This window comes from Sphingobacteriales bacterium (genome assembly GCA_016719635.1).
Taxonomy (GTDB): Bacteria; Bacteroidota; Bacteroidia; order Chitinophagales; family JADIYW01; genus JADJSS01.
Window position 1 is genome coordinate 333,904 of sequence record JADJYT010000003.1, and the last position, 26,044, is coordinate 359,947.

Genomic DNA, 26,044 nt, shown 5'->3' on the forward strand with positions numbered 1-26,044 from the left:
TTTACATGCAATGCATCATGTGAAATTTACCATAACGCGTATTGTTTTCCTATTTCTGTTCATCCTTCTGTTTATAGAGCCTTCATTCGCTCAAATACAAAAGGATACTACGCTGCCAACAAAGCAGATCTTAACAGATTCATCCATTTCCATTTCAGATACATTCCGAAATCCATTTGTAAAGATGTATCAATATGGCAATACGACAAAGGCAGATTCTTTGACAAAAAATGCATCCACATCCAAAAAGAACCAGAAAGGCAAGAAAGTAGATACCACCCATTACTCTCCCAAAAAGGCAGCCTTATGGGCACTGGGATTTCCGGGATTAGGCCAGATTTATAACAAAAAATACTGGAAGCTCCCCATTGTTTATGCGGTTATCGGTACTGTTACCTATTTTGTCGCATCGAACGGAATAAAGCTTAACCAGTTTAACGGCTATCTGACAAATTCCTATAATGGTGTGGAGAATCCTGCACCCTATAACACCCTAAGTTTATCCCAGATAGAATCCATCAGAAATGGCTATCGACGAAATGTGCAGATAGCCTCGTTCGGCACTCTTCTAGCCTGGGGTTTATCCATAGTCGATGCGACGGTCGATGCCCATCTGCGAACCTTTGACATTTCGGATAAACTGACCCTGCATATGAATCCTCAATTAAATTATGCCAACCTCACTTATTACGCGGGAATAACTGTAAATTTGGGGTTTAAATAATTTGTCAGGAGAAATGAAAATTGCATTAATAGGATACGGAAAAATGGGAAAAGCCATTCATGAGATAGCGGAAGGAAAAAACGCCCGTTTAGGACGAAAAGAATATGATATCTCCCTTATCATTGACATTGACAACAGAGAAAAAATCACGAAAGAAGAACTTCAGTCAGTCGATGTGGCAATAGAGTTTACCTCCCCGCATACCGCAGTCAGGAATATCCAGTGGTGTTTTGATGCAGATGTTCCGTTGGTTGTGGGCAGTACCGGATGGACAGATAAACTGGAAGAGATAAAGCTGTATGCCACCATTCACAACAAATCCTTTCTATTTGCCCCTAATTTCAGCATTGGTGTCAATATTTTTTTTGAAGTCAACCGTTATCTGGCGAAAATCATGAACGAGCAGGCGGAATATGATATCGTGATGGAAGAAATCCATCATACGGAAAAGAAAGATGCCCCCAGCGGAACCGCCTTACATGCTGCATTGGATGTTTTAAAAAGAATCTCCCGAAAAAAGAATTGGGAAAACAATGAAACGGATAACGCGGAAACACTATCCATCATTTCCAAACGTGAACCGGATGTTCCCGGCACCCATACCGTTACGTATGCCTCCTCCATTGATAAAATTGAACTAACCCATACCGCACATAACCGAAAAGGGTTTGCCGGAGGAGCGCTTGCGGCTGCATCGTGGCTGATGGGCAAGAAAGGCGCCTATTCCATGGAAGATGTGCTGGGATTTAACAAGCATTAACAAGCTATCTGTAATATTATCCGTTTACTATTAACTTATACTCAATAACATTTAACATTCAACAATATGCTCAGTCTGGTTTACGCTTATCTATTGCATTATATCTTACATATCCCCTGTTTCGGTTTATATAAAAAGGCTGGAAAGAACCCACTGCACGTTTTTATTCCATTGGTACAGGATTTCACTCTTTTGGAAATTATCGGCAGACCCAAAAATCAGGCATATTGGGGACTGGTTCCGTATGTCAACTTCTTATTCGGACTAACCTGGACTACGGACATCTGCAATTCATTCGGAAAGCGAAATTTCCTTCAGCATCTTGCAGGTATCTTTTGGGGATATATCTACTTTCCCATCATTGGTTTCCTGGATAAGAATACAGTATACGAAGGTCCCAGCCATTCGAAAGATAAAGACAAGAAAGCCAAACGGTCCTTTGCCCGGGAATGGGCGGATGCCATCGTATTTGCGGTGGTGGCAGCTACCATCATACGCACCTTTGTAATAGAAGCCTACAAGATTCCTACCACATCCATGGAAGGATCCTTGCTCGCGGGTGATTTTTTATTCGTCAGTAAATTGAACTACGGCGCACGTACCCCGATGACTCCGGTTGCATTCCCGTTTGCGCATCATACCATGCCTTTTAATTTAGGCAAAGCCTATTCCAAAATTATCCAGCTCGGCTATCACCGGCTGCCGGGTTTTGAAAGGATAAAAAACGGAGATGTGGTTGTTTTTAACTATCCGGGAGATGCCTACCAGTTTGCTGAACGCCCGTTGGATAAGAGAGAAAACTATGTAAAACGTTGTGTGGGGATTGCAGGCGACACCCTCGAGGTTAGAAACAAACAACTTTACATCAATGGCGTTCCACAGCCACAGTATCAGCATATGCAGTTTGAATACATCGTAAAAACCAACGGAACATCTTTAAGTGCTGATGTGATAAAATCGTTAGGTATCAACTGGTACAACGACTTCCCTGAAATCATTTATACGTATCCAAACGGAAATCAGCAGATGGGGTTTACTGATGAGATTGGAAATCCCGTCGGACCACCGGATGAATTATTTGCGCAATTTCAAAACTACCTGAATCAGAACAAAGACTCCGCTGCCGTTTTATTGACTTACAGCCAGGCGGAGGATCTGAAGAAACAACCAAATGTAACAGCTATCTTACCTGTAAATACATCCACGATCCAGGGCAACTGGACCTACTCCTTAGTGGCGCAATATTACAAATGGAATTTAGACAATTACGGACCCATCATCATACCTAAAAAAGGCTGGACGATTGACCTGAACAATAAAGACAATCTATACCGATATGCCCAGACTATCGTTTTATATGAGCACGCGGATGCCACCATTGTGGAAGACCGGTTATTGATTAAAGGTCAACCGGTAACTAGTTATACGTTCAAACAAAATTACTACTGGATGATGGGTGACAACCGCCACAATTCCCTAGACTCCCGTTACTGGGGTTATGTTCCGGAAGATCATGTGGTAGGAAAACCATTATTTGTCTGGCTGTCAAAAGACAACTTCAATCCGGGTATGGAATCCGTGCATTGGAACAGAATGTTCAGAAGCGTTACCCATTTATGCAGGTAGCAAATCAAACCACCGGCATTCGCGAATGAAATTACCAGAATGAATGGCAAAGTCAGGTCCAGATATTCGTATCGCAAACAACAAGAAATACATCCTGTGTGTGATACGTAAAAAATGGATCGTACTGACACCGGAGGAGAAAGTGCGTCAGTATATTTTGCACCAGCTTATTCATGAGCAGCACTATCCGCTTCAATATATTTCCGTAGAAAAAACACTGAAAGTAAATGAGCTCTGCAAACGTTATGATATTGTAGTGTACAATCAATCACTGGAACCTAAAATCCTGGTAGAGTGCAAGGCGGAATTCATCGAAATTAAAGAAAAGACATTGCAGCAAATCGCGACGTATAATCTGAAACTCAATGTCCCGTTTCTGATGGTAACGAATGGAAAAATCAGTTACCGGTTTGAAGTGAAAGAGGGGAACTCCGTTCAAATATCCGGTTTCCCGCCATTCGATTTATTGTAAGAGATCTATATTCTAATATACAAACGTACCCTGGTCGCTTTGGATAGTCACTTGTTTTTTATCCGCTTTCTCCACATAGCCGACAATTTGCGCATCGATATTAAAGGATTTGGATATATCAATTATTGTTGCTGCAAAAGAAGGATGAATGTAGATTTCAAGCCGGTGGCCGCAGTTAAACACCTGATACATCTCTTTCCAGCTGGTTTTGCTTTCTTCCTGAATGAGCCGGAATAAAGGCGGCACGGGAAATAAATTATGTTTAACGATATGCAGGCTGTCTATATAATGCAGCACCTTGGTTTGTGCGCCGCCGCTGCAATGTATGACTCCGCTGATATTACGGACACCGATTGCATCGATGACCCTTTTGACAATAGGTGCATAGGTCCGGGTCGGCGACAACACCAGTTTTCCCGCATCCAGCGGACTACCTTCCACTTTATCCGTCAGCAGTCTGGAGCCGGAATAAATGAATTCCTGGTTTGTATTCGGATCATACGCTTCCGGATATTTTTGCGCATAGATTTTAGAAAAGACATCATGGCGTGCAGACGTCAGCCCGTTGCTGCCCATACCTCCGTTATACTGGCTTTCGTAACTGGCCTGACCGAACGATGCCAGTCCCACGATAACATCGCCCGCTTTGATGTTCGCATTGTCAATCACATCCTCCCGACGGAAGCGAGCCGTCATCACCGCGTCCACCGAAACCGTACGAATCACGTCGCCCATATCCGCCGTTTCACCACCCATCGGATAGATGCTCACCCCATTCTCATTCATCTTATCCACCACCTCATTCGTGCCGTCTATGAGCGCTTTAATGACTTCACCGGGTATGAGGTGCTTGTTTCGGTTGATAATGCTGGACAATAAAAAATTAGAGGTCGCTCCCACACAAATCAAATCATCGGTATTCATAACAATCGCATCCTGCGCAATCCCTTTCCACACGGATAAATCTCCCGTTTCTTTCCAGTACAGATATGCGAGTACACTTTTGGTGCCGGCACCGTCAGCATGGATGATGGAACAATAGTTTTCATCCCCTGTTAAATAATCCGGGAATATCTTGCAGAATGCTTTTGGATATAAACCCTTATCTGCCTTTTCAATGGCGGCATGCACTTCATCTTTAGTGGCGGATACACCGCGTTGATCGTATCGGTTCGCGTTGGTCATTAATTAATCTATATGTATAAATTTATCATTTTTTTATTTTAAAACACATAGAAACATAGTTGTGAAGTTATTAAGTTATCTGCAATTATTACGGCTATCAATAGTTAAACAGAGCAATTTATCTTTGATAATCTCTAAATGCTGTTATAAGGTATCCGAACAGGAAAGCACTCATTTTACTTCTTAATCTTACTATGTGCCTATGCGTTTAAATACTAAACGCCGAATTGTTCTAAATGGTGGTTTAAATGGATATACATGGCTTGTCCCCACAACTCCTTATCCATCACGCCAAATACGGGATGCTGACCGTCTAAACTTTGTGCATGCAGGAATGCATTTATGTTATCCAGCAATTCTTTTTTGGCCGGTTCAAATGCAGGGTCATCCTTTACGATAAAAGAATCTGCCGTAACCATATTTTTGGGCCATTGGGTAATCGCTTTCACGAGCAGCCATCGTACCAACGGATTCGCAGACAAATAGTACAATTTATCTTTCGGTAACTTTATCTTCCCTGTAGGGACGGCGAAAGCAACGCTCATGTGTTTGAGCATCTGCGAGACGCTCATCTTTCCCCACTGTCGCTGCGACGACGGAGTTAATTTGTTGACTCTTGCGAGCATCTGCACTTGTGTTGTCTTATCGAAAAGAGTTGGCATTTTTATTTCTTTAGGTTTATAAATCCTATTCACTTAAAATCTTAAACGTAGTGCGCCGGTTGCGCTGGTGCTGTTCTTCCGAACATTTGGTGCATTCACAGGTTTCTATCTGCAAGCTTTCACCATAGCCTTTCGCCGTCAGCCGATCGGGTGCAATGCCTTTCTGAATCAGGTACTGAACCACACTTTCCGCCCGTTTTTGTGAAAGCGTTTCGTTGTAGGTGTCCTTGCCACGGCAGTCGGTATGGGAGGACAACTGAATTTTTATCGTTGGATTTTTCACTAAAATATCCGTCAGCGTATCCAGGCTTTGGGCCGCATCCGCACGTATATTCCATTTGTCATAATCGTAATAGATGTTATTCAGCGTTATCTCCACGTTTTTATAAATTTTGGATAATGTAATCGTTTTCCCTATCACAATCGTATCACCGTCTTTAGACGGCATCTCTGCATTCACATTTTCCTCCTGTGTCAGGTATCCGATTTTGGAAACCTTCAATTTGAACTTACTGCCTTTGGGAATAACGGTTTGTGCCTTACCGGATTTATCTGAATGGAGGAACTGAAAACTTTCCGCCACCTGATCAAAACGCGGTAACTCTATGGTTGCATTCTCAATCGCCTTCAAGCCTAAAAAAGCAGTGTTTGGGTTGTTATCATCCTGATATGTTTTAGCCTGCACCAACACTTTCAACAGATACACTGCGGGCGGCAGAGGCTCTGCAGGCGGAATGCGCTGCTCAACATAATAGATATCATCCGATCCTTTTCCACCCGGCCGGTTGGAGGTGATATATCCGCTCACAAGAACAGAATCATCCTTGGGTTTTATCAGGGCAATACTGAAATCATCGCCGCCGGAATTAATTCCGAATCCCAGATTCTGAGCATTGGTATAAATCTTTCCTTCCCTGGTGGCGGAATAAATATCCAGGCCGCCATAACCGATTCTGCCGTTGGAAGAATAATACAATTTGTTATCCTCCGCGATTACCGGAAACATATCATCACCGGCAGTATTGACTTTTGAGCCGGCATTGAACGGATTCTCAAATTCTCCGGAAACATTTTTTTTTGCAAGATAAATATCTTTTCCCCCGTAGCCGTCTTTGGCATCCGACACAAAATATAATTCATTGCCGTCCGCCGTTAAAAAAGCCTGTCCCTCATTAATGGTGTCTGCAAACAGTTTGATGCGTTCCGGTGTACTCCAGCTGTCATCTATATTTTTCACGGAACGATAGATGTGACAATAATCATTCGAGTTTTTATTATCACTGCCGCAGCGGGTAAACAAAGCGGTTTTGCCATCTTTGCCCATCACCCATTCCGCATCGTGATAAGGTGTATTAAAAAGCATATCCAGCGGAGTCACTTCGCTGAATTTTGCAGTTGAAAATTTCTGAGCTGAGAATATATCCGCATAACCCTCTCCGGTCCATTCATCTTTCATCCCTTTTTCTGCCACCCTCGTGGTGGAAAAATAAAGGGTATTATCCTTCAAGAACGGAGCAAAATCCAGGTTTTCCGAGTTGATATCTAAATTTGTCAACTTTACATGTGTCGGTTTCTTCAGTTTCTTCAGCACATCCTCCAGAAAATCATACTCCTTCTGCAGTCGGTATTTTTCCGTTTTATTCGCTTTCAGAAAATCATCCAGGACCTTAAAGGCCTGTTCGTACTTTTCGTTCCGTTTGAGTGCGTTGATGTAAAGAACCATGGCGTCGTTCAACACACGGGTATCCGAGATTTTTTTATACCATATTTCCGCTTCCCTGTAATTCAGCTGTTTGTCATAACTGTCTGCTATCTTTAATGCCAATCTGGATTGTTCGGTAATATCTTTGGATTTTTGAAAGTCTTTCTGAAGCATCTCAGCCGCCAGCGAATATTTTTTGAGCTGATAGGCTGTCGCACCATCCTGTACTTTGGAGGCAGATTTGCAGGACACCAATAATAAAGCCGATGCAAAAAATAATATAGAACAGATTTTATACATAAAAATACCTGCCTAAATATAACAAATATACTTGGTTGTGGTTTATTTTAATGCTATCTAATTAAATATTTCATGACAGGTTCTTTTTATGTTTTTACACAACTCATCCAGCGGTAAATCATTAGCATCCGTACCAAACGGATTTTCAATTTCTTCAGCAATGAGTTCTATGCTTGTTAACACATAAAATGTAAAAACAGTCACCGGTACAATCGTAAACCCTAAAGAAGCGATGTAAGCAAACGGCATCAGCATGATATAAAAGAAAATAAACTTTTTCAAAAATGCGCTGTAAGAATACGGTATAGGTGAATTCTTAATCCGTTCACAGGCACCGCAGATTTCAGTAAACTGCTGAAAATCGTTATTTATTATCAGCAACTGAGCATCTGTAAGCCGCTTTTCCTGATACAACAAGTCAATTTCTTCAAAAATCTCTCTGGCAACCTGATTGGGCAAATGTTTCTTACCGGCAAAATCAAATCTGTCTTTTGTCAGTGCATTTTCATCTAGTTCAGGCGGTGTATGTTCGTTCCTTAAATGTGATTTTAATGCTACCGCAAAATATGGAATCAGTGTCTTCAGTGCTTCTTTATGGACCGTATTATCCCTGACAATCTGATTTAACTTAATAGATAAATTCCTGGATGAATTGATCAGTTGCCCCCAAAGCTTTCGTCCCTCCCACCATCTTTCATAAGCGGTATTGGTTCTGAAGACCAGTAACAATGAAATCACAAAACCAAGCATGGAATATATCAGTGATCACAATGCTGATTTCCAGGTAGGAAATCAAAGCGGCATAAATACCAATGGCAATGATCATCGGAAAAAGCTGACGAACGGTATCTGATTTATGAAACCGAAAGATGAATGTAAACCAGTCCTTGGGATTATAGGCAATCATTATCTAAATAAATTTGCTTGTTTTTATAAATCCTTTCAATAAAATAGCCGAAAGATTTCTGTAATTTCTTTCGGCTATCTCTTATCCTGAAATTCTTATTTTGAAAATAACATCTCTCTGTATTTTGGCAGAGGCCACAATTCGTCGTCTACAATACCCTCCAGCCCGTCTGCAATCTCACGCATTTCATCCATGATAGGGCGCACCTTATCGCAATACAGCAATGCCTGTTTTAATACGTTCGTTAAATCATTTCCTTTCACACGCAAATCAAACATCTCCTTATTCAGTTTGATTAACCTGTCTATCCCTTCAGAAATCTGCTTCAGAATGTCAGTTTGTGCCACATACAGCTTCGCATCAATTCCAACATCCTTCAGTCCTTTGATATTTGCAATCAGTTTGTTTTGATATTCAATACATGCCGGCACCACCTGATTGACCACAATCTCACCCAGGGCACGTGATTCAATCTGAATGGCCTTGATGTAATTTTCCAGTGCAATCTCATAGCGTGCCTCCACTTCCCTGTGCGTGTAGATTCCCTGATCTTCAAATAATTTGACTGATTTTTCTGATACAAAGGCGCCTAAGGCAACCGGTGCTGTTTTATTATTGCTCAAGCCACGTTTTTTAGCCTCTTTGTGCCAGTCATCGGAATAGTTATCTCCCTCAAACATCACGCGTTTGGCTTCTTTGATGGTTTTTCGCAATACCTTAAGAATGGCTACGTCTTTGTAGTCTCCGCCTTTAATATACTCGTCCACTTCCGCTTTGAATAATTTCAATTGCTCTGCAACGATGGTATTTAAAACAGTCATCGGTAAGGCACAGTTGGCAGACGAACCTACCGCACGGAACTCAAATTTATTTCCTGTAAATGCAAATGGTGAAGTTCTGTTTCTGTCTGTGTTATCCAGCATGATATCCGGGATACGGTTATGAATATCCAGGCGCAGGGTGATATTATCCTGCTCGTCAAATTTATCTTCATCCACCCTTTTTTCAATCATCTCCAATACTTCTTTCAGATAAGAGCCGGAGAATACGGAGATGATGGCCGGCGGCGCTTCATTGGCACCCAGGCGATGTTCATTGCCATGAGATGCGACAGAGGCACGCAGCAATTCTTCATGACGGTTTACCGCCGCTATCGTATTGATAAAGAAAGTCAGGAACTGCAGGTTGGTTCTTGGCGTCTTTCCGGGAGATAACAGATTCACCCCTGTATCCGTACCCATACTCCAGTTGTTATGCTTACCGCTTCCGTTGATACCTGCAAACGGCTTTTCGTGAAACAATACCTTTAATTTATGCTTGGAGGAAACCCTGTCCATCACATCCATCAGCAATGAATTATGGTCAACGGCCAGATTCGCTTCTTCAAACATCGGAGCGCACTCAAACTGAGAAGGTGCCACCTCATTGTGACGCGTTCTGACAGGAATACCCAATTTCAGACATTCTATTTCAAAATCCCGCATGTAGGCGTATACCCGCTCAGGAATAGCACCAAAATAATGATCCTCCAGCTGCTGGCCCTTCGGAGATCGGCGGCCTAATAAGGTTCTGCCGCTCATCACCAGATCCGGACGGGCATAATACATGGCAGTATCCACCAGAAAATATTCCTGTTCCCAGCCTAGCGTGGTATTTATATGTTTGACATCCCTGTCAAAATAGTGTGCCACTTCCGTTGCTGCCTGATCCAATACCTGGATAGATTTCAACAAAGGCGCTTTATAATCCAGCGTTTCACCGGTGTAAGAGATAAAGATGGTTGGAATACACAAGGTTTTACCATTACCCACTGTCATAATAAACGCCGGTGAAGTGACATCCCACGCCGTATAACCGCGCGCTTCGAATGTTGCACGGATGCCGCCGGAAGGGAAAGAGGACGCATCCGGCTCCTGCTGTGCCAATGCATCTGCACTGAATTCTTCCACACCGCCTCCGCCTTTAGGCATAAAGAAAGAGTCATGCTTTTCCGCGGTGGTGCCGGTCAGTGGCTGAAACCAGTGGGTATAATGCGTAGCGCCTTGTTTCATGGCCCATGCTTTCATCGCGGATGCCACCTGGTCGGCAATATCCCTGTCTACTTTTTTGCCGTCACGGATACAAGCCGCTAGTCGCTTATATGCATCCGAAGGAAGAAATTCTTTCATCTGTTTCTCCCCGAATACGGAAGAAGCAAAAAAATCAGAAATCTTTTCCGCAGGAAGCTCTACATTTAATTTAGGTCTGGAGGAGAATGCTGATAAAGCATTAAATCTTGTTTTTGACATACATACGTTGTTTGTTGCTAAGATGGCAAAAAAAAGAGAGAATTAAAAGAGTTTAAGTGTTTTTTACCTTAATTTAGTTATTATTTACAGGAAAAATCCTGTTTTTACTTCTCATTAAATACAATCCAGCTAAAATAAATGAAATAGGGATGGTTCTATAACGAATAATGGCACCGGAATTATTCACGATCAGTCCAACCAGGAATAAAGTACTGATTCCAAACAGTATACAAAAAAGCGCAGAAGGATTTTTGTAAACAGACTTCCAATCCGCCAATACTAAAAGTATCATAAGTATCAATAATATACCATAAGTTTCGAGACAAACCAGATATGCCGGCAGGGAATGGCAATCGCCTGGCAGCGGGCGTATAAACGGATTGGTCAGAGCCTGTATGAGAAGGATTACCACACCTGAAAAATCATGCGGAATTCGCTGCACCTGAAATGTCATCGTTCCGGGCGAATTCAAAAAAAAATCCCTCCTGACCAGGAACTCCTCCACATAACTCAGTTTAGGATTGATAACATCAATCAGTACTGCTGTGAGAATAAGCATAGCAACACCTGTTCCAATCGTCTTATAAATTGCAGAACCACTGAACTTAAATTTTTTCTCTAAAACCAACGCCACCATCAATGGCAACAGGAAGACCAACAGATAGAATCTGCCGTATCCCAACATAACCATGCCCAGTAAAATGAAAATAATATTTTTTACGGTATATTCATTGCGGGCGATGGCATCCAGATTATAGAGTACCGTTCCTATGGAAAATAAAACGATGGCATCCTTATGCATTCCGGATGTCCAGAAAACAAAAGAGGGCATCCCGAACAAAACAACCTGAAGGAATCGTTTGTGTGTCAATTTTCTTCCAAAAAACAAATACAGGTTATAGGCGCCTGTAAATGACAAGAAGGCAAAAACGATAGCATGTACATTATACACACCAAACGAAAACGGGCGGATGAGTGCATTGATGCGAACGATGAAATAATTGCTCTGGTCGAACCAAAAACGCATCTCATCGGTGTAAGGTAAAAGCGAGGCAGGAACAGGCTTATAATCATTGCTGCCCAGCGCCAGCTTCAGGTATAGCAACGGATCTGTATGGAGCGTTCTGTAAATAACGTTCCCGTCGATAAAATATAAAAACGTATCGCCGCCAGTCAGCACCCCTGTTTGGTAGAAATATCCATATAAAATGGCACTGAATGTCTTCAGGGAAAAGACAGCCACCAGGAGTATTTTGGAAATACCCGATGCGTTAAAAAATCGTTTGTCCAGAATAATTAAGGTGAAGCATAAAAAAGCCAGAGCAGGCGCGAGAATTTCCTTAATCATGATAAAAAAATCTAAAACAGGTGCATCGGATAAAAATAAACAATTTATCGTAATGGTAATAAATATTCGGCAATGGTTGTGTAGAATTAACTATTTTTGGTCAGAATTATCCATCTATGTCAACTCCCATCCACCAGCCGGTTGTAAACGAAGAAATCGCAAAATCCTTAGGCCTTTTGCCGGAAGAATACCAGAAGATACAGGATATACTGGGCAGGGTGCCCACTTTTACGGAACTCAGCGTTTACTCCGTCATGTGGAGCGAACACTGCAGCTACAAAAACTCCATCAAATACCTGAAGAAGCTGCCGCGCAAAGGCAAAGCGCTGCTGGTGGAAGCCGGTGAAGAAAACGCAGGACTGGTGGATATCGGCGACGGCTGGGCCTGTGCCTTCAAAATAGAATCGCATAATCACCCGAGTGCGGTAGAACCTTTCCAGGGTGCCGCTACCGGCGTAGGCGGTATCTCCCGCGATATCTTCACCATGGGCGCACGCCCCGTGGCCTCTTTAAATTCATTACGTTTCGGAGAACTCGATAATAAGAAAACACAGCATCTTTTGAAGGGTGTGGTAAAAGGCATTTCCCACTACGGCAACTGCTTTGGCGTACCTACTGTAGCCGGCGAAGTCTATTTCGACGACTGCTATCAGGTGAATCCGCTGGTGAATGCAATGAGCGTGGGTATTGTTAGAGTCGGTGAAACCATTTCTGCAACCTCAGAAGGTGCGGGCAATCCAATTTATATCGTGGGTGCCTCCACCGGAAAAGACGGTATACACGGTGCAACCTTCGCTTCCGAAGATTTAGGCGAAGATGCGGAAGATAAGATACCATCGGTACAGGTTGGTGACCCATTCACAGAAAAGCTATTACTGGAAGCAACGCTTGAAGTGATTAAAACCGGCGCCGTAGTCGGCATGCAGGACATGGGAGCGGCAGGCATTACCTGTTCTACCAACGAGATGAGTGCCAAAGGAAAACACGGCATGAAAATCTGGCTCGACAAAGTACCTACCCGTCAACGGCATATGCAGCCGTTTGAAATCCTGTTGTCCGAGTCGCAGGAACGCATGCTGATTGTGGTGGAAAAAGGGAAAGAGGAACTCGTAGAAAAAGTGTTTGATAAATGGGATCTGCATTGTGCCATCATCGGAGAAGTGACCGAAGGCAACCTGGTTCAATATTATATGAATGATGAACTGGTGGCGGAAGTACCTGCGGATACACTGGTATTGGGCGGCGGCGCACCGGTGTACGACCGTCCTTACAAACAACCAGCATATCATGCGGTGAGAGATGCCTTTGACATGGACAAAGTACCGTTCCCTTTTGATTATGTGGCAACGGCAAAAAAACTTGTACAGCATCCGAACATCGCATCCAAGCGATTTATCTATAAGCAATACGATTCCATGGTGGGCATCAACAATGCTTCCACGAACCGTCCGGGCGATGCCGCGGTGATTCGTCTGAAAGATTCTACCAAAGGATTGGTGATGACCGTGGACTGCAACTCGCGCTATGTGCATGCCGATGCCTACAAGGGCGGTGCCATTGCCGTTTCGGAAGCGGCGAGAAATATCGTGTGTACGGGCGCAAAACCGGTGGCGATTACCAACTGCCTCAACTTCGGCAATCCGTATGATGAGGAAGTGTACTGGAATTTCGTGCATGCTTTGCAAGGCATGGGCGATGCCTGTATACAGTTTGAAACGCCTGTGACCGGCGGGAACGTATCGTTCTACAACCAGTCGCCGAACCGGGCGGTGAACCCGACGCCAACGATTGGTATGCTGGGTATCATTGAAGATGCAGACAACATCATGACACTGGATTTCAAAAACGAAGGCGACATGATTTATCTGATTGGAACCTGTACCAACGATATCGCCAGTTCAGAATACCTGGTACACGAACATAAGATAGATTTATCCCCTGCCCCTCATTTCGAGCTGAAAGAAGAAGCACAGATCCAGGATGCGGTAGCGAAGCTGATAGAAAACAAACTGATAAATTCTGCTCACGACTTAAGCGAAGGCGGACTATTTGTGGCTGTTTTAGAGAGTGCGATGACCCGCAACTTTGGCTTTGATATCACCACCTGTTCAGGCATCCGCAAGGATGCCTGCCTGTTCGGAGAAGGACAGAGCCGCGTGGTGGTTTCCATTGCTGCCGATTCCAAGGAAAGTTTTGAAAACTTCTTAAAAGCGAACAGCATACCCAACCGTTTCTTAGGCACTGTAAAAGGAAAAGACATCGTCATAGACGGCGAAAACTTCGGCAGCATCAGCGAATACAAAGACCTGTATGATACGGCGATTGAGAAGTATTTTGTGTAATGTTTAAACTGTCATTGTTATCCGCCAGCCGGCGGAGATGCAATCTCGTAATAAGTACCGTCGCCAAACGAACACCGTCATTGCGAGGCACGAAGCAATCTCGTAATGAGTACCGTCATCTCGATCCGCCTAGTGGCGGAGAGAGATCCCGAAAAGGTACAGAACGGCCGAAAGTCTAAATATCCACACTATCACTCAAATCATTCCATATAGGATGACGGGTTTCTTTTCAGTTGGCACGTTGCATTTTCTGTATTCCGAAACATATTAATTATATTTAACCCAAACACACAGAAACAACTCCTGAATGAACCAAAATAAACTGAAACTCGAACTGCGGATTGACTGGAGCGAACTGGATTTTTTCGGACATGTAAACAATGTAGCCATTTCAAAATACATACAATCAGCAAGGGTAAATCTGCTGGAACGTCTTGGTCTGATGCAATCTCAATACACCGATAAGATCGGCCCCATCCTGGCCTCCATGAAATGTCAGTTTATCAAACCGCTTTCCTATCCCGGACAAGTCATCCTTTTCGCGGCTGTCGACCAGATTAAAAACACCAGTTTCCAAATACAATATGAGATTGTAAATGACAAGAAAGAAATCATCTCGCAAGCGCAGGATGTGATTGTACTGTATGACTATGCAAAAAACACCAAACTGGCGATTCCCGAAGACATCAGGCAAAAGATACTGGAATTAGGAAAGTAAAGCATTATTTATTACTCCTTCTGTCCTTCTTTTCTTTCATCACAATCTTCGTATTCGCGAGTTCTATCTTGTATTTTTTTCCTTTCATCTTTTCCATTTCGATACGTTTCAGCACGTTTTTCACCTTGCTTTTCCTCACGGCCGCAAATGACATGAAATCTTTCACTTCTATCAGGCCGATATCGCCTTTTTCCAGTTTTCCCTTCTGGGAGAGGAATCCCACAATATCCACCTTGTTGAGCTTGTTCTTTTTGCCGCCGTTGATGTAGAGCGTAACAAATTCAGGCGGCCGCGGAAGGGGATTTTTTGAAGACAATTCAATCACTTCCACCGTTTCTTCCAGAAAGGCGGGCCGTTGTTCATCCGTATGCAGAATCACACAGGCGGTTCCCGAGGCGTACATGCGCGCCGTTCTGCCGTTGCGGTGCGTGAACTCGTCTTCCGTCGCCGGCAGGTGGTAATGGATGACATGCTTCATTTCCGGAATATCCAGTCCGCGGGAGGCCAGGTCTGTGGTGACCAGATACCGGATGCTGCCGTTCCGGAACTGTATCAGCGACCGCTCGCGGTCGTCCTGGTCCATGCCGCCATGGTAGAAAGTAGCAAGGATGCCGCGCTCATTCAGCAACTCGCTGGTCCGTTCCGCAGACTGACGGTGGTTGCAGAAAATCAGCGCCGACTCCGAGTTCAGGGAACAGATAAGCTGAACCAGCGTCTCGATCTTATCCTTGTCTCTGGAAATCACCAGCCGGGTGCTTAAACCGTTTTTCTCCGCGTGGTCTTCCGGAATGAAATTCAGCCGTGCCAGCGTACGGACACCCGCAAACTTCGGAATCTCGATGGCGGCGGTGGCAGAAACCAGCACGCGCTTTTTCAGGTTTTTCAGACAGCCGATGATAAACGACATCTGTTCCTGAAAGCCGAGTTCAAGCGACTTGTCAAACTCATCCAGCACCAGTGATTCAATGCCGTCCCACTCGAATGATTTGCGGTTGATATGATCCATGATACGCCCGGGAGTGCCGATGAGCAAGGCAGGCGGCGTGCTTAGATTCTGCATCTCTATCAGCTTGGAATGCCCGCCGTAACAGACGTTGACCTTATGGCCGGACGACATTTTTTTCCAGACCTGTTCTATTTGTAATGCCAGTTCTCTCGAAGGCACCAGGATCAGGCACTGCACCCGTTTTTTTTCCGGCTGCAGCAATTGTAAAACAGGCAGCAGAAACGCCAGTGTCTTTCCCGAACCCGTCGACGATAACAGGAGCACATTCTGCTCTTCCAGTATGGATTTTTGAGCGGCCAGCTGCATCTCGTTGAGTGCCTCTATGCCCAGATTTGAAAGAATGTCGGTTTGGTTGGTGGGTGGTTCCATGACACGAAGGTAACATCAAAATTTGATAAGGCCGTATCAACAAATCGTTCTGGAAAAGTAGGGCAGTACACGAAGGCTATACCGCCTTCTTCATCGCCTGCTTCATCTGGTGGTAGGGGCATTTCGGCGAATCCATTAATTTTTCCGGTCCCAGCTTTTCAATCTCGTACCCGTTCGGGTAAGCTTTATGCGCATAATCCCTTGTACGGATAAAGGGGGTGGAACGCGGCACCAGCGAAGCGGCGATACTCCGCAGCCGCAGGGCGGAAGTGGTCAGGCTTCGCAAGACAGGTCCCGGCTCCCTGTGTTGGAATGCATCCAGTACATGCGGCTCCATCACGGAAAACAGGAAAGGACGGGCGGCATCATACAGGAACTCCGGCAGGTACCAGCTCAGCAGCAGGTTCTCCGTAAAGCGGCCCACCTTTGCATTGGCATCCGAGTAGCTGAAATGGGTACGTTCAAATGCATCATAATACTCCCGGAAAGCCCTGATGGACAGCGGAATGTCTTTGATGTTCATCTTTTCGCCGATTTCTTTCCATACATAAAAACCGGCGAGTTCCTCATTGCTCGTCAGCTTGCGGTAGCCGAATTTATTAATCCAGTAGGTCGGTTCAAACATAAACGTACCCAGCACATACAGGTAATCTTCGTTGGAAATTTTATAGTTGGAATGGATATAGTTCATCTGGTTCAGGGCGCGCAGGCCGCGGCCCTCCCCCAGCCCGTTTTCGATGATTTCACTCAGCAGCAGGTCGGTGTCGTCGTAGCGTTTCTGCGTATTTTTTTCAAACTCTTTGGATTTTTCCAGGATTTTGGCGATGGACGGCACTGCATAGGTTTTGTACAGGGCCAGTTCCAGGGCGCGGTTAAAATCCCAGGGAAATTCATAATAAATGGACAGACGGACGATTTCCCAGGCATCCTTTTCCGGATGCAGCGATTCGATTTTCCGGAGGGCTTCAGACTTTAGCATGTGCTTTACTTTATAGTAAGTTAACAAAAGAACGGCAAAGTAGTATGTTCAGGGAATAAAATTATCCAACGCTAAGCGCGGCGAACCGAAAACCGCCTGAAAAAGGATATCCACAATATGGATACAGGCGGTAAACATTGATAAGGTTTTAGTATATTTGAAAGTACACCTGAGTAGCGCATATCCAACCAACAGCACATAACTGGCAGTTTTGAAAAATGAGTTGATCATTTAAAAAATAATTCAGCGGATTCAACTCACTTTTCAAAGCTGCCTGACGTTGTGCGTCATTGTAATACGAACCACCAAAGTAAAGACTTCCTTAAAAATCGACAAATTAGATGAGTTCTAAGAGAATATACTCCTTATAAAGACAAAAAAATAACAAATAAATAGATTTAATTCTATCTATTATTACTATATTTGTACTAACAAATGATTTTATGGGCAGTATAAGTCTTATTCCAACAGAAAAAATAATTGAACGCTTACGGTATGAAAATCCTTGGTGGGTTAACAAACAAATACCGGAAGTGTATAGCACAATGGCCAAGCGACTATATTTTAGCTTGTTTTATCCATTTGTAATTGAAAAAAATATAAAAAGAGCATTGGTTCTTATGGGGCCAAGACGTGTTGGGAAAACTGTAATGTTATTTCACTGCATACAACAATTATTGACTGAAAATGTAAATCCGCAAAAAATATTTTTTATAGGTATAGACAACCCTATTTATGTGCACTTAAGTTTAGAAGACATTTTAAATTTGTGTAAGCAATCACTCAATCAAGACAATCTAAAAGATTGCTATGTTTTTTTTGACGAAATACAATACCTTAAAGATTGGGAACGCCACCTTAAAGTGTTAGTTGACTCCTTTCATGAAACGAAATTTATTGTATCAGGTTCAGCAGCCGCAGCATTAAAATGGCATAGCACGGAAAGTGGAGCGGGTAGATTTACAGATTTTATGTTGCCTCCACTTACATTCCAGGAGTACATTCATCTAAAAGAAATGAACCACTTAATATACAATGGAGAAATAAGCTACGGAGAAAATCAAATACCATATTGTCTTTCACACGATGTAAAGGCTTTAAATAAAGAGTTTGTACATTACTTAAACTTTGGTGGTTACCCAGAAGTTGTTTTAAGTGAAAAGATACAAAGTGATATGGGACGATACGTAAAAAACGATATTGTAGATAAAGTATTACTTAGAGATTTACCAAGTTTATACGGCATAAAAGACGTACAAGAGTTGAACCGATTTTTTACTTACATAGCTTACAACACTGGTAATGAATTTTCTTATGAAACAATGAGTAAAGAAAGTGGAATACAAAAAGACACTTTGAAAAAATACCTAGAATATTTAGAAGCTGCATTCTTAATCAAAGTATTAAATAAAGTTGGCGTAACAGCAAAACGACTAAAACGAATAACCAGCTTCAAAGTGTATTTGACAAATCCATCATTGCGAACAGCCTTATTTTCACCCATTAGTGAAACGGACAGTGAAATGGGAAATATGGTGGAAACAGCAGTTTTATCGCAATGGATGCATAGGGAAAAATTGGATTTAACCTATGCCCGATGGAAAGAAGGTAGAAATGAAGGTGAAGTAGACTTAGTGTTGGTTGATGATAAAAAATATAAACCTCAATGGGGTGTTGAGATAAAATGGAGTAATCGATATTTTGAAAAGCCAAACGAATTAAAAAGTTTAATACATTTTTGTAAAAGCAACAATTTTAAAAATGCTTTGGTAACATCAATAGACCAACTAGGAATAAAGCAAATAGAAGGTTTACAATTTTCATTTTTACCAGCTTCAATATATAGTTACAATATTGGCGACATAACATTGAAAATGAAAAATCAAAATTAGAGTGTGTAAACAACGAACCCACAACAGCGCAATTGCTCAATTGCCGTTAAATCACTGTGTTCGGGCTTTATTTTACGCTTTAATCCTTATGTTAGCTTGACAATTTATCGTTCCGCAAACGGCAACTAAGCAAGTGCGCAAAACGTTGATGTGCAATTTTAAAGCCACTGCAAACCAATGAAAACTGCTATTAAATTTTGAAGAAAAACGATAGTAAAAATAAATTGATTTTTACTTTGAGTATTGGCGACGAATCGCGGAAAGAGTTTACTCTTTAAAGCGTGAGACGCTTACAATACTCAGCAAAGTTACAAGAAAAAAAATTGTGAAACAATATTTGGGGTGTAACTTATCGTTTTATTAAAATTGAGTTTTCACGACAAAAATGACTGCGCCAATCAGGATAGATTAGCGACAATAATTTTTATCTAAATGTTTTGCAGTGCTGATAGCTTTAAAACTGAATCTGTTTTTAGTAAATTGCATAAACTAAAACAGCACATAACTGGCAGTTTTGTGAAATTAGTTAACATCTAAATTGACAAATAGTATGATTACTTTAATTGCAACACGCCATACGGAAAGTGGTCTTTGCGATTTAAATGAATTGAATAAAATTATAGAGAGAATCTCTCCTAATTTAATTTCTGTAGAAAATAGTCCTGAAGGATTAGCTGCAAGCAATAGTGGGTTACACCCCGACTCTTTGGAAACAAAAGCAGTCAATTTATATTCAATAAAACATACTATTTCTCATGTACCAGTTGACATAGATATAAACAAACTAATTGACATAAATATCAAGAATCAAATCGAAGATATGTTTGACTATTTTTATAATTATCCCGTCCACCAGGAATTAACAAATCAACATCATGAATTGTCAAACAAATATGGCTTTCCATATTTAAATAGCAATCAATGCAGTAATTTATTAAAAAGAAAATATTTTTTAGAAAAAGAACTGGTAAAAAATAATCAGAATCACTCTCAAACTTTCAATGGATGGACAAATATTCATGAATATCGTGAGCGCGAGATGATCAAGAAAATATATAGTTATAGCAAAACTAACAAGGACGATTGTGCACTATTTCTAGTTGGAGCAGAACATAGATCACCAATAATAGCTAAAATAGCAATGTTTGAAGAAAAAACTAAATCAAAATTAGACTGGAATTTTAATTATTTAGATAAATATAAAATATAAAATATAATACTGCGCATAACACCAGCTTGCCGAAATGGCTTCATTTTCCTGGTTTAAACAATTACATATTAAAATCTTTTGAGTATATTTATTCATCGACTTGTCGAAACCGCCGTTTCGCCAAGCCCGAAAACGTTAATAAACCCTTTTTTTGCTCCGCAAAAATCACCATCCGCTTCTTCTCCTTTAACGAGTCCTTTTTCAAAGTCCTCTAACAAATTTTCGGTGCTGCTTATCATTTCGGTAAAACTACGGATAGCGGATAAGACAGCTTCACTTCGTTCGATATGACGAAAAATAAGCCGCTGACGGAAGTTGCATCGTATTCTTTAATAAATACCCTACACAGGTCGCAGCATCCTGCTTCCCTTCCCTGTAGTACATTTTATTATTCCTTCCAATGCAAATGGCACCAACCTCCCCCTTAATCCCCCTCCAAAGGGGGAAAGCGGACAGTGCTTGTTTTTCAATGGGTGTATTTAGGTCACCGTGTTCTGCCCTCCACTGGTCTTAGCTTCCCGCTCAGTACACAAATCACAGAAGCGTCCCGTTTCGTCTTCTGAACCTGCCGGTCTCTGACCGGATTTTAAACCTACATGCATACCCTATCAAAGATTGGTATCTTTAATACACCCGAGACGGTAGTCTCGCGCGAAACGGGGAAACGGGGCAGATCGATCAACCTTCCCGGAATTTTGAAATAATTCATTTATCCGCCCTCGTTGTCAGTTTGGATTTTGGACATTGTCCAAATGCACGTATATTTGTCAGGAAATCGAAAAACCATGAATTACAGATTTCCATACACCATTGAAAATTGCGTTGGAGAAAAGATCATTTTCCAGTCGGTTGAAAAAACGCCGCAAGGGGAAAAAGTAATACTGGAGGCATTCTGCAAACCGGGTTGCGGACCTAAAATGCACACTCACTTCAAACAGGAAGAGGAACTGACGGTCGTATCAGGAAGAATGGGTTATCAGCTATCCGGAGAGAAACCCAAGGTTGCCACTGCAGGCGAGTCTGTCCTGTTTACGAGAGGTGTGTCTCACAAATTCTGGGCTGAAGGAAATGAAAATCTTCACTGTAAAGGCTGGATCATGCCTGCGAACTCAATTGTATTTTTTCTATCCGCACTGTATGCGGCACAAAACAAATCCGGAAAATCACAGCCCGAAACCTTTGACGCAGCTTACCTGATGACCCGTTATGCCGCTGAATACGACATTCCGGAAATTCCGTATTTTGTAAAGAAAACAGTCATACCATTGACCTACCATATCGGTCAGCTGTTAGGAAAATACAAGCACTTTGAGCATGCACCGGAACCTCTGAAGTAGCCGCTTTTATTACCGACAACGGTTTTACGCCGGTCTCTGGCCGGATTTCATGACCTCCATGCATATCCAATCCAAGATTGGTTTCTCAATACACCTGAAACGGGAGTCTCGCACAAACGAGCGGGGGAAAGCGGACAGTGCTTGTTTCAGTGGGTGTATTTATTTCAGCGTGTTCGGCGGGACGCGGCTGGGCGGTAATAAACTGATAAATTGCGTTGAGATTCCCGCTTCCGCGGGAATGAATTTATCACTATTTATCCGGCTGCGGTGTCAGACGCAGGTAGTATTTGATGCGTTTAAAGCCTTTCGGGAATTTGACGGCCGCCTCTTCATCGGAAATCGCGGGTGCAATCACCACGTCCTCCCCTTCCTTCCAGTTCACCGGGGTGGCCACGGAATAATTCGCCGTCAGCTGCAGGGAATCGATCACGCGCAGGATCTCATTAAAATTCCGGCCCGTGGATGCCGGGTAGGTGATCATCAGCTTGATCTTCTTGTCCGGCCCGATGACAAATACGCTGCGCACCGTGAACTTTTCGGAAGCGTTAGGATGCATCATATCGTACAGGGTGGCCACCTTCTTGTCCTCATCCGCGATGATGGGAAAATTCAGGGTGACGTGCTGCGTTTCTTCAATATCCTTTATCCAGCTGTGGTGCGATTCGATGCCGTCCACACTCAGGGCGAGCACCTTTACATTCCGTTTGGCAAACTCGTCTTTGAGTTTCGCGGTATAACCCAGCTCGGTGGTGCAGACCGGCGTAAAATCGGCCGGGTGGGAAAACAGCACGCCCCAGCTGCTGCCCAGCCATTCGTGAAAACGGATTGTCCCTTCGGTGGTTTCTGCCGTGAAGTCCGGCGCTTCGTCGCCTAATCGTAATGCCATGCCATATCGTTTTAAAGGTGAATGATTTGAACGGGTAATATTACTAAAGATACCCTGATTCCGCAGGCTTTTACTGTTAAATTTTACAAACCATTCTGTCTTATCTGTATCAGGGAGGAGATTTAAACCATACGGTATTTCAAAATTAGGAATAGATTGCCTATTTTTACTAAAAGACTATTATGGCATCTGTACACATGACACAGGAATTCAACGCTCCGCAGCAGGAGATTTTTGACTATCTGAGCGACCACAACAATTTCGGCAGCCTGCTGAACGCCAATATCACGCGCATCCAGGACGCAGCGGGAGACAACCCCAACGGGTTGGGTTCCGTCAGAAGCATCAAACTGGGTATCGAATTATTGCAGGAAACGATCGTCCGCTTTGAATCGCCGAATGTAATCGAATACAAGATCAGCAACAATGTGCCGGTAAAATACCATTTAGGGCGGCTGGAATTTACTTCTCCCCAGCCGAACAAGACCGTATTGAACTATACCATCGAACTGGAAACGAAAATTGGATTCATTGACCCTCTGCTGTTGTTTGGAATTGAAACCACCATCAAGAGCGGGTTGAAAAAATTAGCCGGAAAATACAAATGATACCCGGGCTTCAGATAGCGAAAGAAAAACAGCAACTGCATTTCTTACAGGACTTTGAAGCGCCTGTGAAGCGGGTGTTTTCCTTTTTCAGCGACCATAACCGTTTGGGGGAAATCTATCCGGCCTTCATCCGCAGAATAGTCGATTCGGGCAACCCCGCCAACTGCAACGATGTGGGTTCGGTGCGGCTCATCATCAGCTTTCCGCTGGTTTTTCAGGAAACCGTAACGCAGTATATCGAACCCCGGTACATTGAATATAAAATCACTTCCGCCAGTCCGCTGAAGAACCATATCGGCAAAATGAATTTTATCGAACTGCCGGACAACCGGACAAGGCTGGACTATATCATAGAATTTGAACCGCTGGTTCCCTATACCGGTTTTTTTATGAACCAAATAAATACTAAATTGGTACTGGATGCGCTCAGTACCCTGGCAAGGAAATTTAAACAGCATCCAAATTATTAATACCTGAATGAAAAAAATCGTTTCCATACTGCTCCTCCCGATGGTCCTCTTCTCCTGTCAGAAGGATGAATTTGTCACGCCGGATTACCTGATCTTCGGTGCATTTCAGGGATCGTGCGCCAATGGGTGCCGGTTTGTCTATTACCTGGACAATACGAAACTGCTGGAAGACAAGACGGTCAAATACTTTTCCAAAAAAGACCTCTCCTTATTTAATACGTCTGTCAGCGATGACAAATTCCTGCTGGCAAAGGATTTGCTTTTAAAAGTTCCGGCCTCCCTCACTCAAACCAACCGAACGCTTTTTGTCGATTTGAATGCAGCCACACCCGATCTTTGGTACGCTGAAATCCGGCTGAAGAACAGGGTGTATACCTGGACATTTGACAATGCCACCGGCAGTACACCCGTCTATTTAAAGGCATTTGCCGATGAAATGATCAGGACTGCCGCATTGATCCGATAGCAATCATACTAAATTTTAACAATCGCCGTTTAAACCTTTGTAAATTCAATCAGTCAAAGTATCAATTAAATCAAATAAAATGAAGAAAATACATCTCACCTTTAACAAGCTTTTTATTGCGGGTGCTTTATTCGTAAGCTTTACAGCCTGTACTAAAAATGATCCCACCGAACTGGAATCTATTGCGGCGCAGAACCTGAACCTGGCAGAAATCGAAGACGACAATACCCAGCTGATGGCTGACCAGGCCGAAGCGGAAGGGACGGTGTCAGCGCTGCGTCTGAGTTCCGCCAGCAACACGGCAGACATACTCGGCGACTGCGCTGTCGTTACCCGGGACACGATATCCGATCCAAGAAAAATTACCATCGACTTCGGAACGGGTTGTACGGGCAGGAATGGCGTTGTCAGGAAAGGAAAGATCATCGTAACGCATACAGGCAGATACCGGGCTCCGGGCACCGTTATCCATATCGTATCTGAAAATTACTATGTAAATAACAACAAGGTAGATTTAGACAGGACAGTCACCAACCAGGGCGAAAATACGGACGGACATCTGGAGTTCACGATTCATGCGGAGCGCACTGTTACTTTTTCAGACGGCTCAACGAGCAGCAGTATCGCCGATAAAACGCGAGAATGGACAGATGGTGCAGCTACCCCTGAATTCTTAGATGATGTTTATGAAGTGACGGGTACGGGTACGCACCGGTCAAGAAGAGGAATCCTGTACGATGTTACCACCATCACACCATTAATCCGGAAAGTGAGTTGCCATCAGTTTGTCAGCGGAGAGGTGAAAATTGTGAGAAACGGCAACAGAACAAGATTCGGCAGCATCAACTTCGGTACAGGCGACTGCGATGATGTGGCTACCGTGACATTAGACAACGGCAGAACGTTTGAAATCAACCTGAGACATTAACAGCTTTATAATTGATAAATAGTGAAGGGCTAAGCAGTACTGCTTAGCCCTTTCTTGTTAACACGCTGTTGGAATGAAATTCAATAATACAAATTCGGCAAATGGGGGTCGGATTTTCTTTTCTTCTTAGTTCTGTCAAATTTATTTTTGGACACTAAAGCCGGTACGGCTTTCAGCACCCTAGTGGTATCAGTTGCCCAATACAGACAACCAATAAGCAGCGCAAACGCCATAATAATCAGGTAAGTCATGGGGTTAGGTTTTTATGTTAACGTAAAGTTAAGCCATCTATTTGACAAGCGCAACAGAAAAAATGAAATTTAACATTATTCTTAGCTGGCCTGTCTTTACATTACAGAGCCTTTACCATCTTATAGTGCGGGATGCCCACTTCTGTAAATGGGTCACCTATGGCTTGATAATTCAGTTTTACATAAAAATCTTTCGCCGTGTCCCTCGCATGGAGCTCTATCATTTTGAAACCGTGACGGGTGGCATACTGCTCTGCAACCTCCACCAGCTGGTGACCGATTCCCTGCAGCTGAACCGCTGACTGTACAGCCACCTGGCGCATTTTAAGCACCTCCCCGTCGATTACCTTCAGCAACAGCACTCCCGTCACTTTCCGGTTTATTAATGCCACGATATGAATTTCGTCCTTTTCACCGGCTAACTGTTCAGGGGTATAAACCAGGCCTAAGGGTTCGCGCAGCACTTTATAGCGCAATTCCACAGATTCCTTTTGGAGCTCAGAATTAAATTCAACTATCCGAATATCAGGATGCTTCATTCCATTACCAAACTACAAAAATTTATTTCTTTCCCAAAATGGAACTTTTTAGGAATAAAATTTGGTTTA

The 26,044-nt window shown here is 43.1% G+C and carries 22 protein-coding genes and 1 pseudogene; 13 read left to right on the top strand and 10 right to left on the bottom strand.

Annotated elements, in window-relative coordinates; translation table 11 throughout:
- Positions 1–19: 19 nt before the first annotated feature.
- From IPM95_08360 to IPM95_08375, 4 genes are all read left to right on the top strand, one after another.
- Positions 20–724, top strand: coding sequence for a hypothetical protein (locus tag IPM95_08360; protein ID MBK9329310.1), 705 nt, complete (start codon positions 20–22; stop codon positions 722–724).
- Between the two features lie 13 nt (positions 725–737).
- Positions 738–1,484 carry a 4-hydroxy-tetrahydrodipicolinate reductase gene (gene dapB, locus IPM95_08365; protein MBK9329311.1) on the top strand — a complete coding sequence of 249 codons (747 nt, stop codon included), beginning with the start codon at positions 738–740 and terminating at the stop codon, positions 1,482–1,484.
- A gap of 66 nt (positions 1,485–1,550) precedes the next feature.
- A complete protein-coding gene (lepB, locus tag IPM95_08370; protein MBK9329312.1) occupies positions 1,551–3,110 on the top strand; it encodes a signal peptidase I in 1,560 nt (519 codons plus the stop codon).
- Positions 3,111–3,153: 43 nt separating this feature from the next.
- Positions 3,154–3,582, top strand: coding sequence for a type I restriction enzyme HsdR N-terminal domain-containing protein (locus IPM95_08375; protein ID MBK9329313.1), 429 nt, complete (start codon positions 3,154–3,156; stop codon positions 3,580–3,582).
- A 12-nt stretch (positions 3,583–3,594) separates the two neighbouring features.
- Here IPM95_08375 and IPM95_08380 read toward each other — a convergent pair whose 3' ends face one another.
- From IPM95_08380 to IPM95_08405, 6 genes and pseudogenes are all read right to left on the bottom strand, one after another.
- Complete coding sequence (locus IPM95_08380; protein MBK9329314.1) at positions 3,595–4,767, bottom strand: phosphoribosylformylglycinamidine cyclo-ligase; 1,173 nt, start codon at positions 4,765–4,767, stop codon at positions 3,595–3,597.
- A 215-nt stretch (positions 4,768–4,982) separates the two neighbouring features.
- Positions 4,983–5,429: a DUF1569 domain-containing protein gene (locus IPM95_08385; protein MBK9329315.1), complete on the bottom strand. Its 447-nt coding sequence runs from the start codon at positions 5,427–5,429 to the stop codon at positions 4,983–4,985.
- A gap of 25 nt (positions 5,430–5,454) precedes the next feature.
- Positions 5,455–7,386 (bottom strand): OmpA family protein, encoded by a 1,932-nt coding sequence (locus tag IPM95_08390; protein MBK9329316.1) that lies wholly within the window; start codon positions 7,384–7,386, stop codon positions 5,455–5,457.
- A 102-nt stretch (positions 7,387–7,488) separates the two neighbouring features.
- A pseudogene (locus tag IPM95_08395) lies at positions 7,489–8,338 on the bottom strand (hypothetical protein).
- Positions 8,339–8,433: 95 nt separating this feature from the next.
- Complete coding sequence (locus tag IPM95_08400) at positions 8,434–10,626, bottom strand: glutamine synthetase III (GenBank protein MBK9329317.1); 2,193 nt, start codon at positions 10,624–10,626, stop codon at positions 8,434–8,436.
- A 73-nt stretch (positions 10,627–10,699) separates the two neighbouring features.
- Positions 10,700–11,974, bottom strand: coding sequence for a hypothetical protein (locus tag IPM95_08405; GenBank protein MBK9329318.1), 1,275 nt, complete (start codon positions 11,972–11,974; stop codon positions 10,700–10,702).
- Positions 11,975–12,090: 116 nt separating this feature from the next.
- On the opposite strand from IPM95_08405, the gene purL reads away from it, so the two are divergent.
- Positions 12,091–14,316: a phosphoribosylformylglycinamidine synthase subunit PurL gene (gene purL / locus IPM95_08410; GenBank protein ID MBK9329319.1), complete on the top strand. Its 2,226-nt coding sequence runs from the start codon at positions 12,091–12,093 to the stop codon at positions 14,314–14,316.
- A 307-nt stretch (positions 14,317–14,623) separates the two neighbouring features.
- Complete coding sequence (locus IPM95_08415) at positions 14,624–15,034, top strand: acyl-CoA thioesterase (protein ID MBK9329320.1); 411 nt, start codon at positions 14,624–14,626, stop codon at positions 15,032–15,034.
- Between the two features lie 4 nt (positions 15,035–15,038).
- Here IPM95_08415 and IPM95_08420 read toward each other — a convergent pair whose 3' ends face one another.
- Both IPM95_08420 and IPM95_08425 read right to left on the bottom strand, forming a co-directional pair.
- Positions 15,039–16,346 (bottom strand): DEAD/DEAH box helicase, encoded by a 1,308-nt coding sequence (locus IPM95_08420; protein MBK9329321.1) that lies wholly within the window; start codon positions 16,344–16,346, stop codon positions 15,039–15,041.
- Positions 16,347–16,485: 139 nt separating this feature from the next.
- Complete coding sequence (locus tag IPM95_08425; GenBank protein ID MBK9329322.1) at positions 16,486–17,388, bottom strand: DUF2236 domain-containing protein; 903 nt, start codon at positions 17,386–17,388, stop codon at positions 16,486–16,488.
- 443 nt (positions 17,389–17,831) lie between these two features.
- On the opposite strand from IPM95_08425, the gene IPM95_08430 reads away from it, so the two are divergent.
- The 3 genes from IPM95_08430 to IPM95_08440 all read left to right on the top strand — a co-directional run bounded on the left by IPM95_08430 (position 17,832) and on the right by IPM95_08440 (position 21,827).
- Entirely contained in the window at positions 17,832–19,280 is a 1,449-nt protein-coding gene (locus IPM95_08430) for an ATP-binding protein (GenBank protein ID MBK9329323.1), read from the top strand.
- Between the two features lie 550 nt (positions 19,281–19,830).
- The gene (locus IPM95_08435) at positions 19,831–20,490 is read left to right on the top strand and encodes a hypothetical protein (protein MBK9329324.1); all 660 of its coding nucleotides are present in this window, start codon (positions 19,831–19,833) and stop codon (positions 20,488–20,490) included.
- A 785-nt stretch (positions 20,491–21,275) separates the two neighbouring features.
- Entirely contained in the window at positions 21,276–21,827 is a 552-nt protein-coding gene (locus tag IPM95_08440) for a cupin domain-containing protein (protein MBK9329325.1), read from the top strand.
- A 250-nt stretch (positions 21,828–22,077) separates the two neighbouring features.
- Here the strand turns inward: IPM95_08440 and IPM95_08445 are convergent, their stop codons facing one another.
- The gene (locus IPM95_08445) at positions 22,078–22,713 is read right to left on the bottom strand and encodes a peroxiredoxin (GenBank protein MBK9329326.1); all 636 of its coding nucleotides are present in this window, start codon (positions 22,711–22,713) and stop codon (positions 22,078–22,080) included.
- A 182-nt stretch (positions 22,714–22,895) separates the two neighbouring features.
- Between IPM95_08445 and IPM95_08450 the strand changes: the two genes are divergently transcribed.
- The 4 genes from IPM95_08450 (at position 22,896) to IPM95_08465 (ending at position 25,185) form a co-directional block, all read left to right on the top strand.
- Entirely contained in the window at positions 22,896–23,321 is a 426-nt protein-coding gene (locus IPM95_08450) for an SRPBCC family protein (protein MBK9329327.1), read from the top strand.
- Complete coding sequence (locus tag IPM95_08455) at positions 23,318–23,791, top strand: SRPBCC family protein (GenBank protein MBK9329328.1); 474 nt, start codon at positions 23,318–23,320, stop codon at positions 23,789–23,791. Before IPM95_08450 ends, IPM95_08455 begins: the two co-directional genes overlap by 4 nt.
- Before the next feature lie 7 nt (positions 23,792–23,798).
- Positions 23,799–24,257, top strand: a complete 459-nt coding sequence (locus IPM95_08460; GenBank protein ID MBK9329329.1) for a hypothetical protein — start codon at positions 23,799–23,801, stop codon at positions 24,255–24,257.
- A 79-nt stretch (positions 24,258–24,336) separates the two neighbouring features.
- Positions 24,337–25,185 carry a hypothetical protein gene (locus tag IPM95_08465; protein MBK9329330.1) on the top strand — a complete coding sequence of 283 codons (849 nt, stop codon included), beginning with the start codon at positions 24,337–24,339 and terminating at the stop codon, positions 25,183–25,185.
- 352 nt (positions 25,186–25,537) lie between these two features.
- On the opposite strand, the gene IPM95_08470 is transcribed toward IPM95_08465, so the two are convergent.
- Positions 25,538–25,918, bottom strand: a complete 381-nt coding sequence (locus IPM95_08470) for a GNAT family N-acetyltransferase (protein ID MBK9329331.1) — start codon at positions 25,916–25,918, stop codon at positions 25,538–25,540.
- Positions 25,919–26,044: the final 126 nt, after the last annotated feature.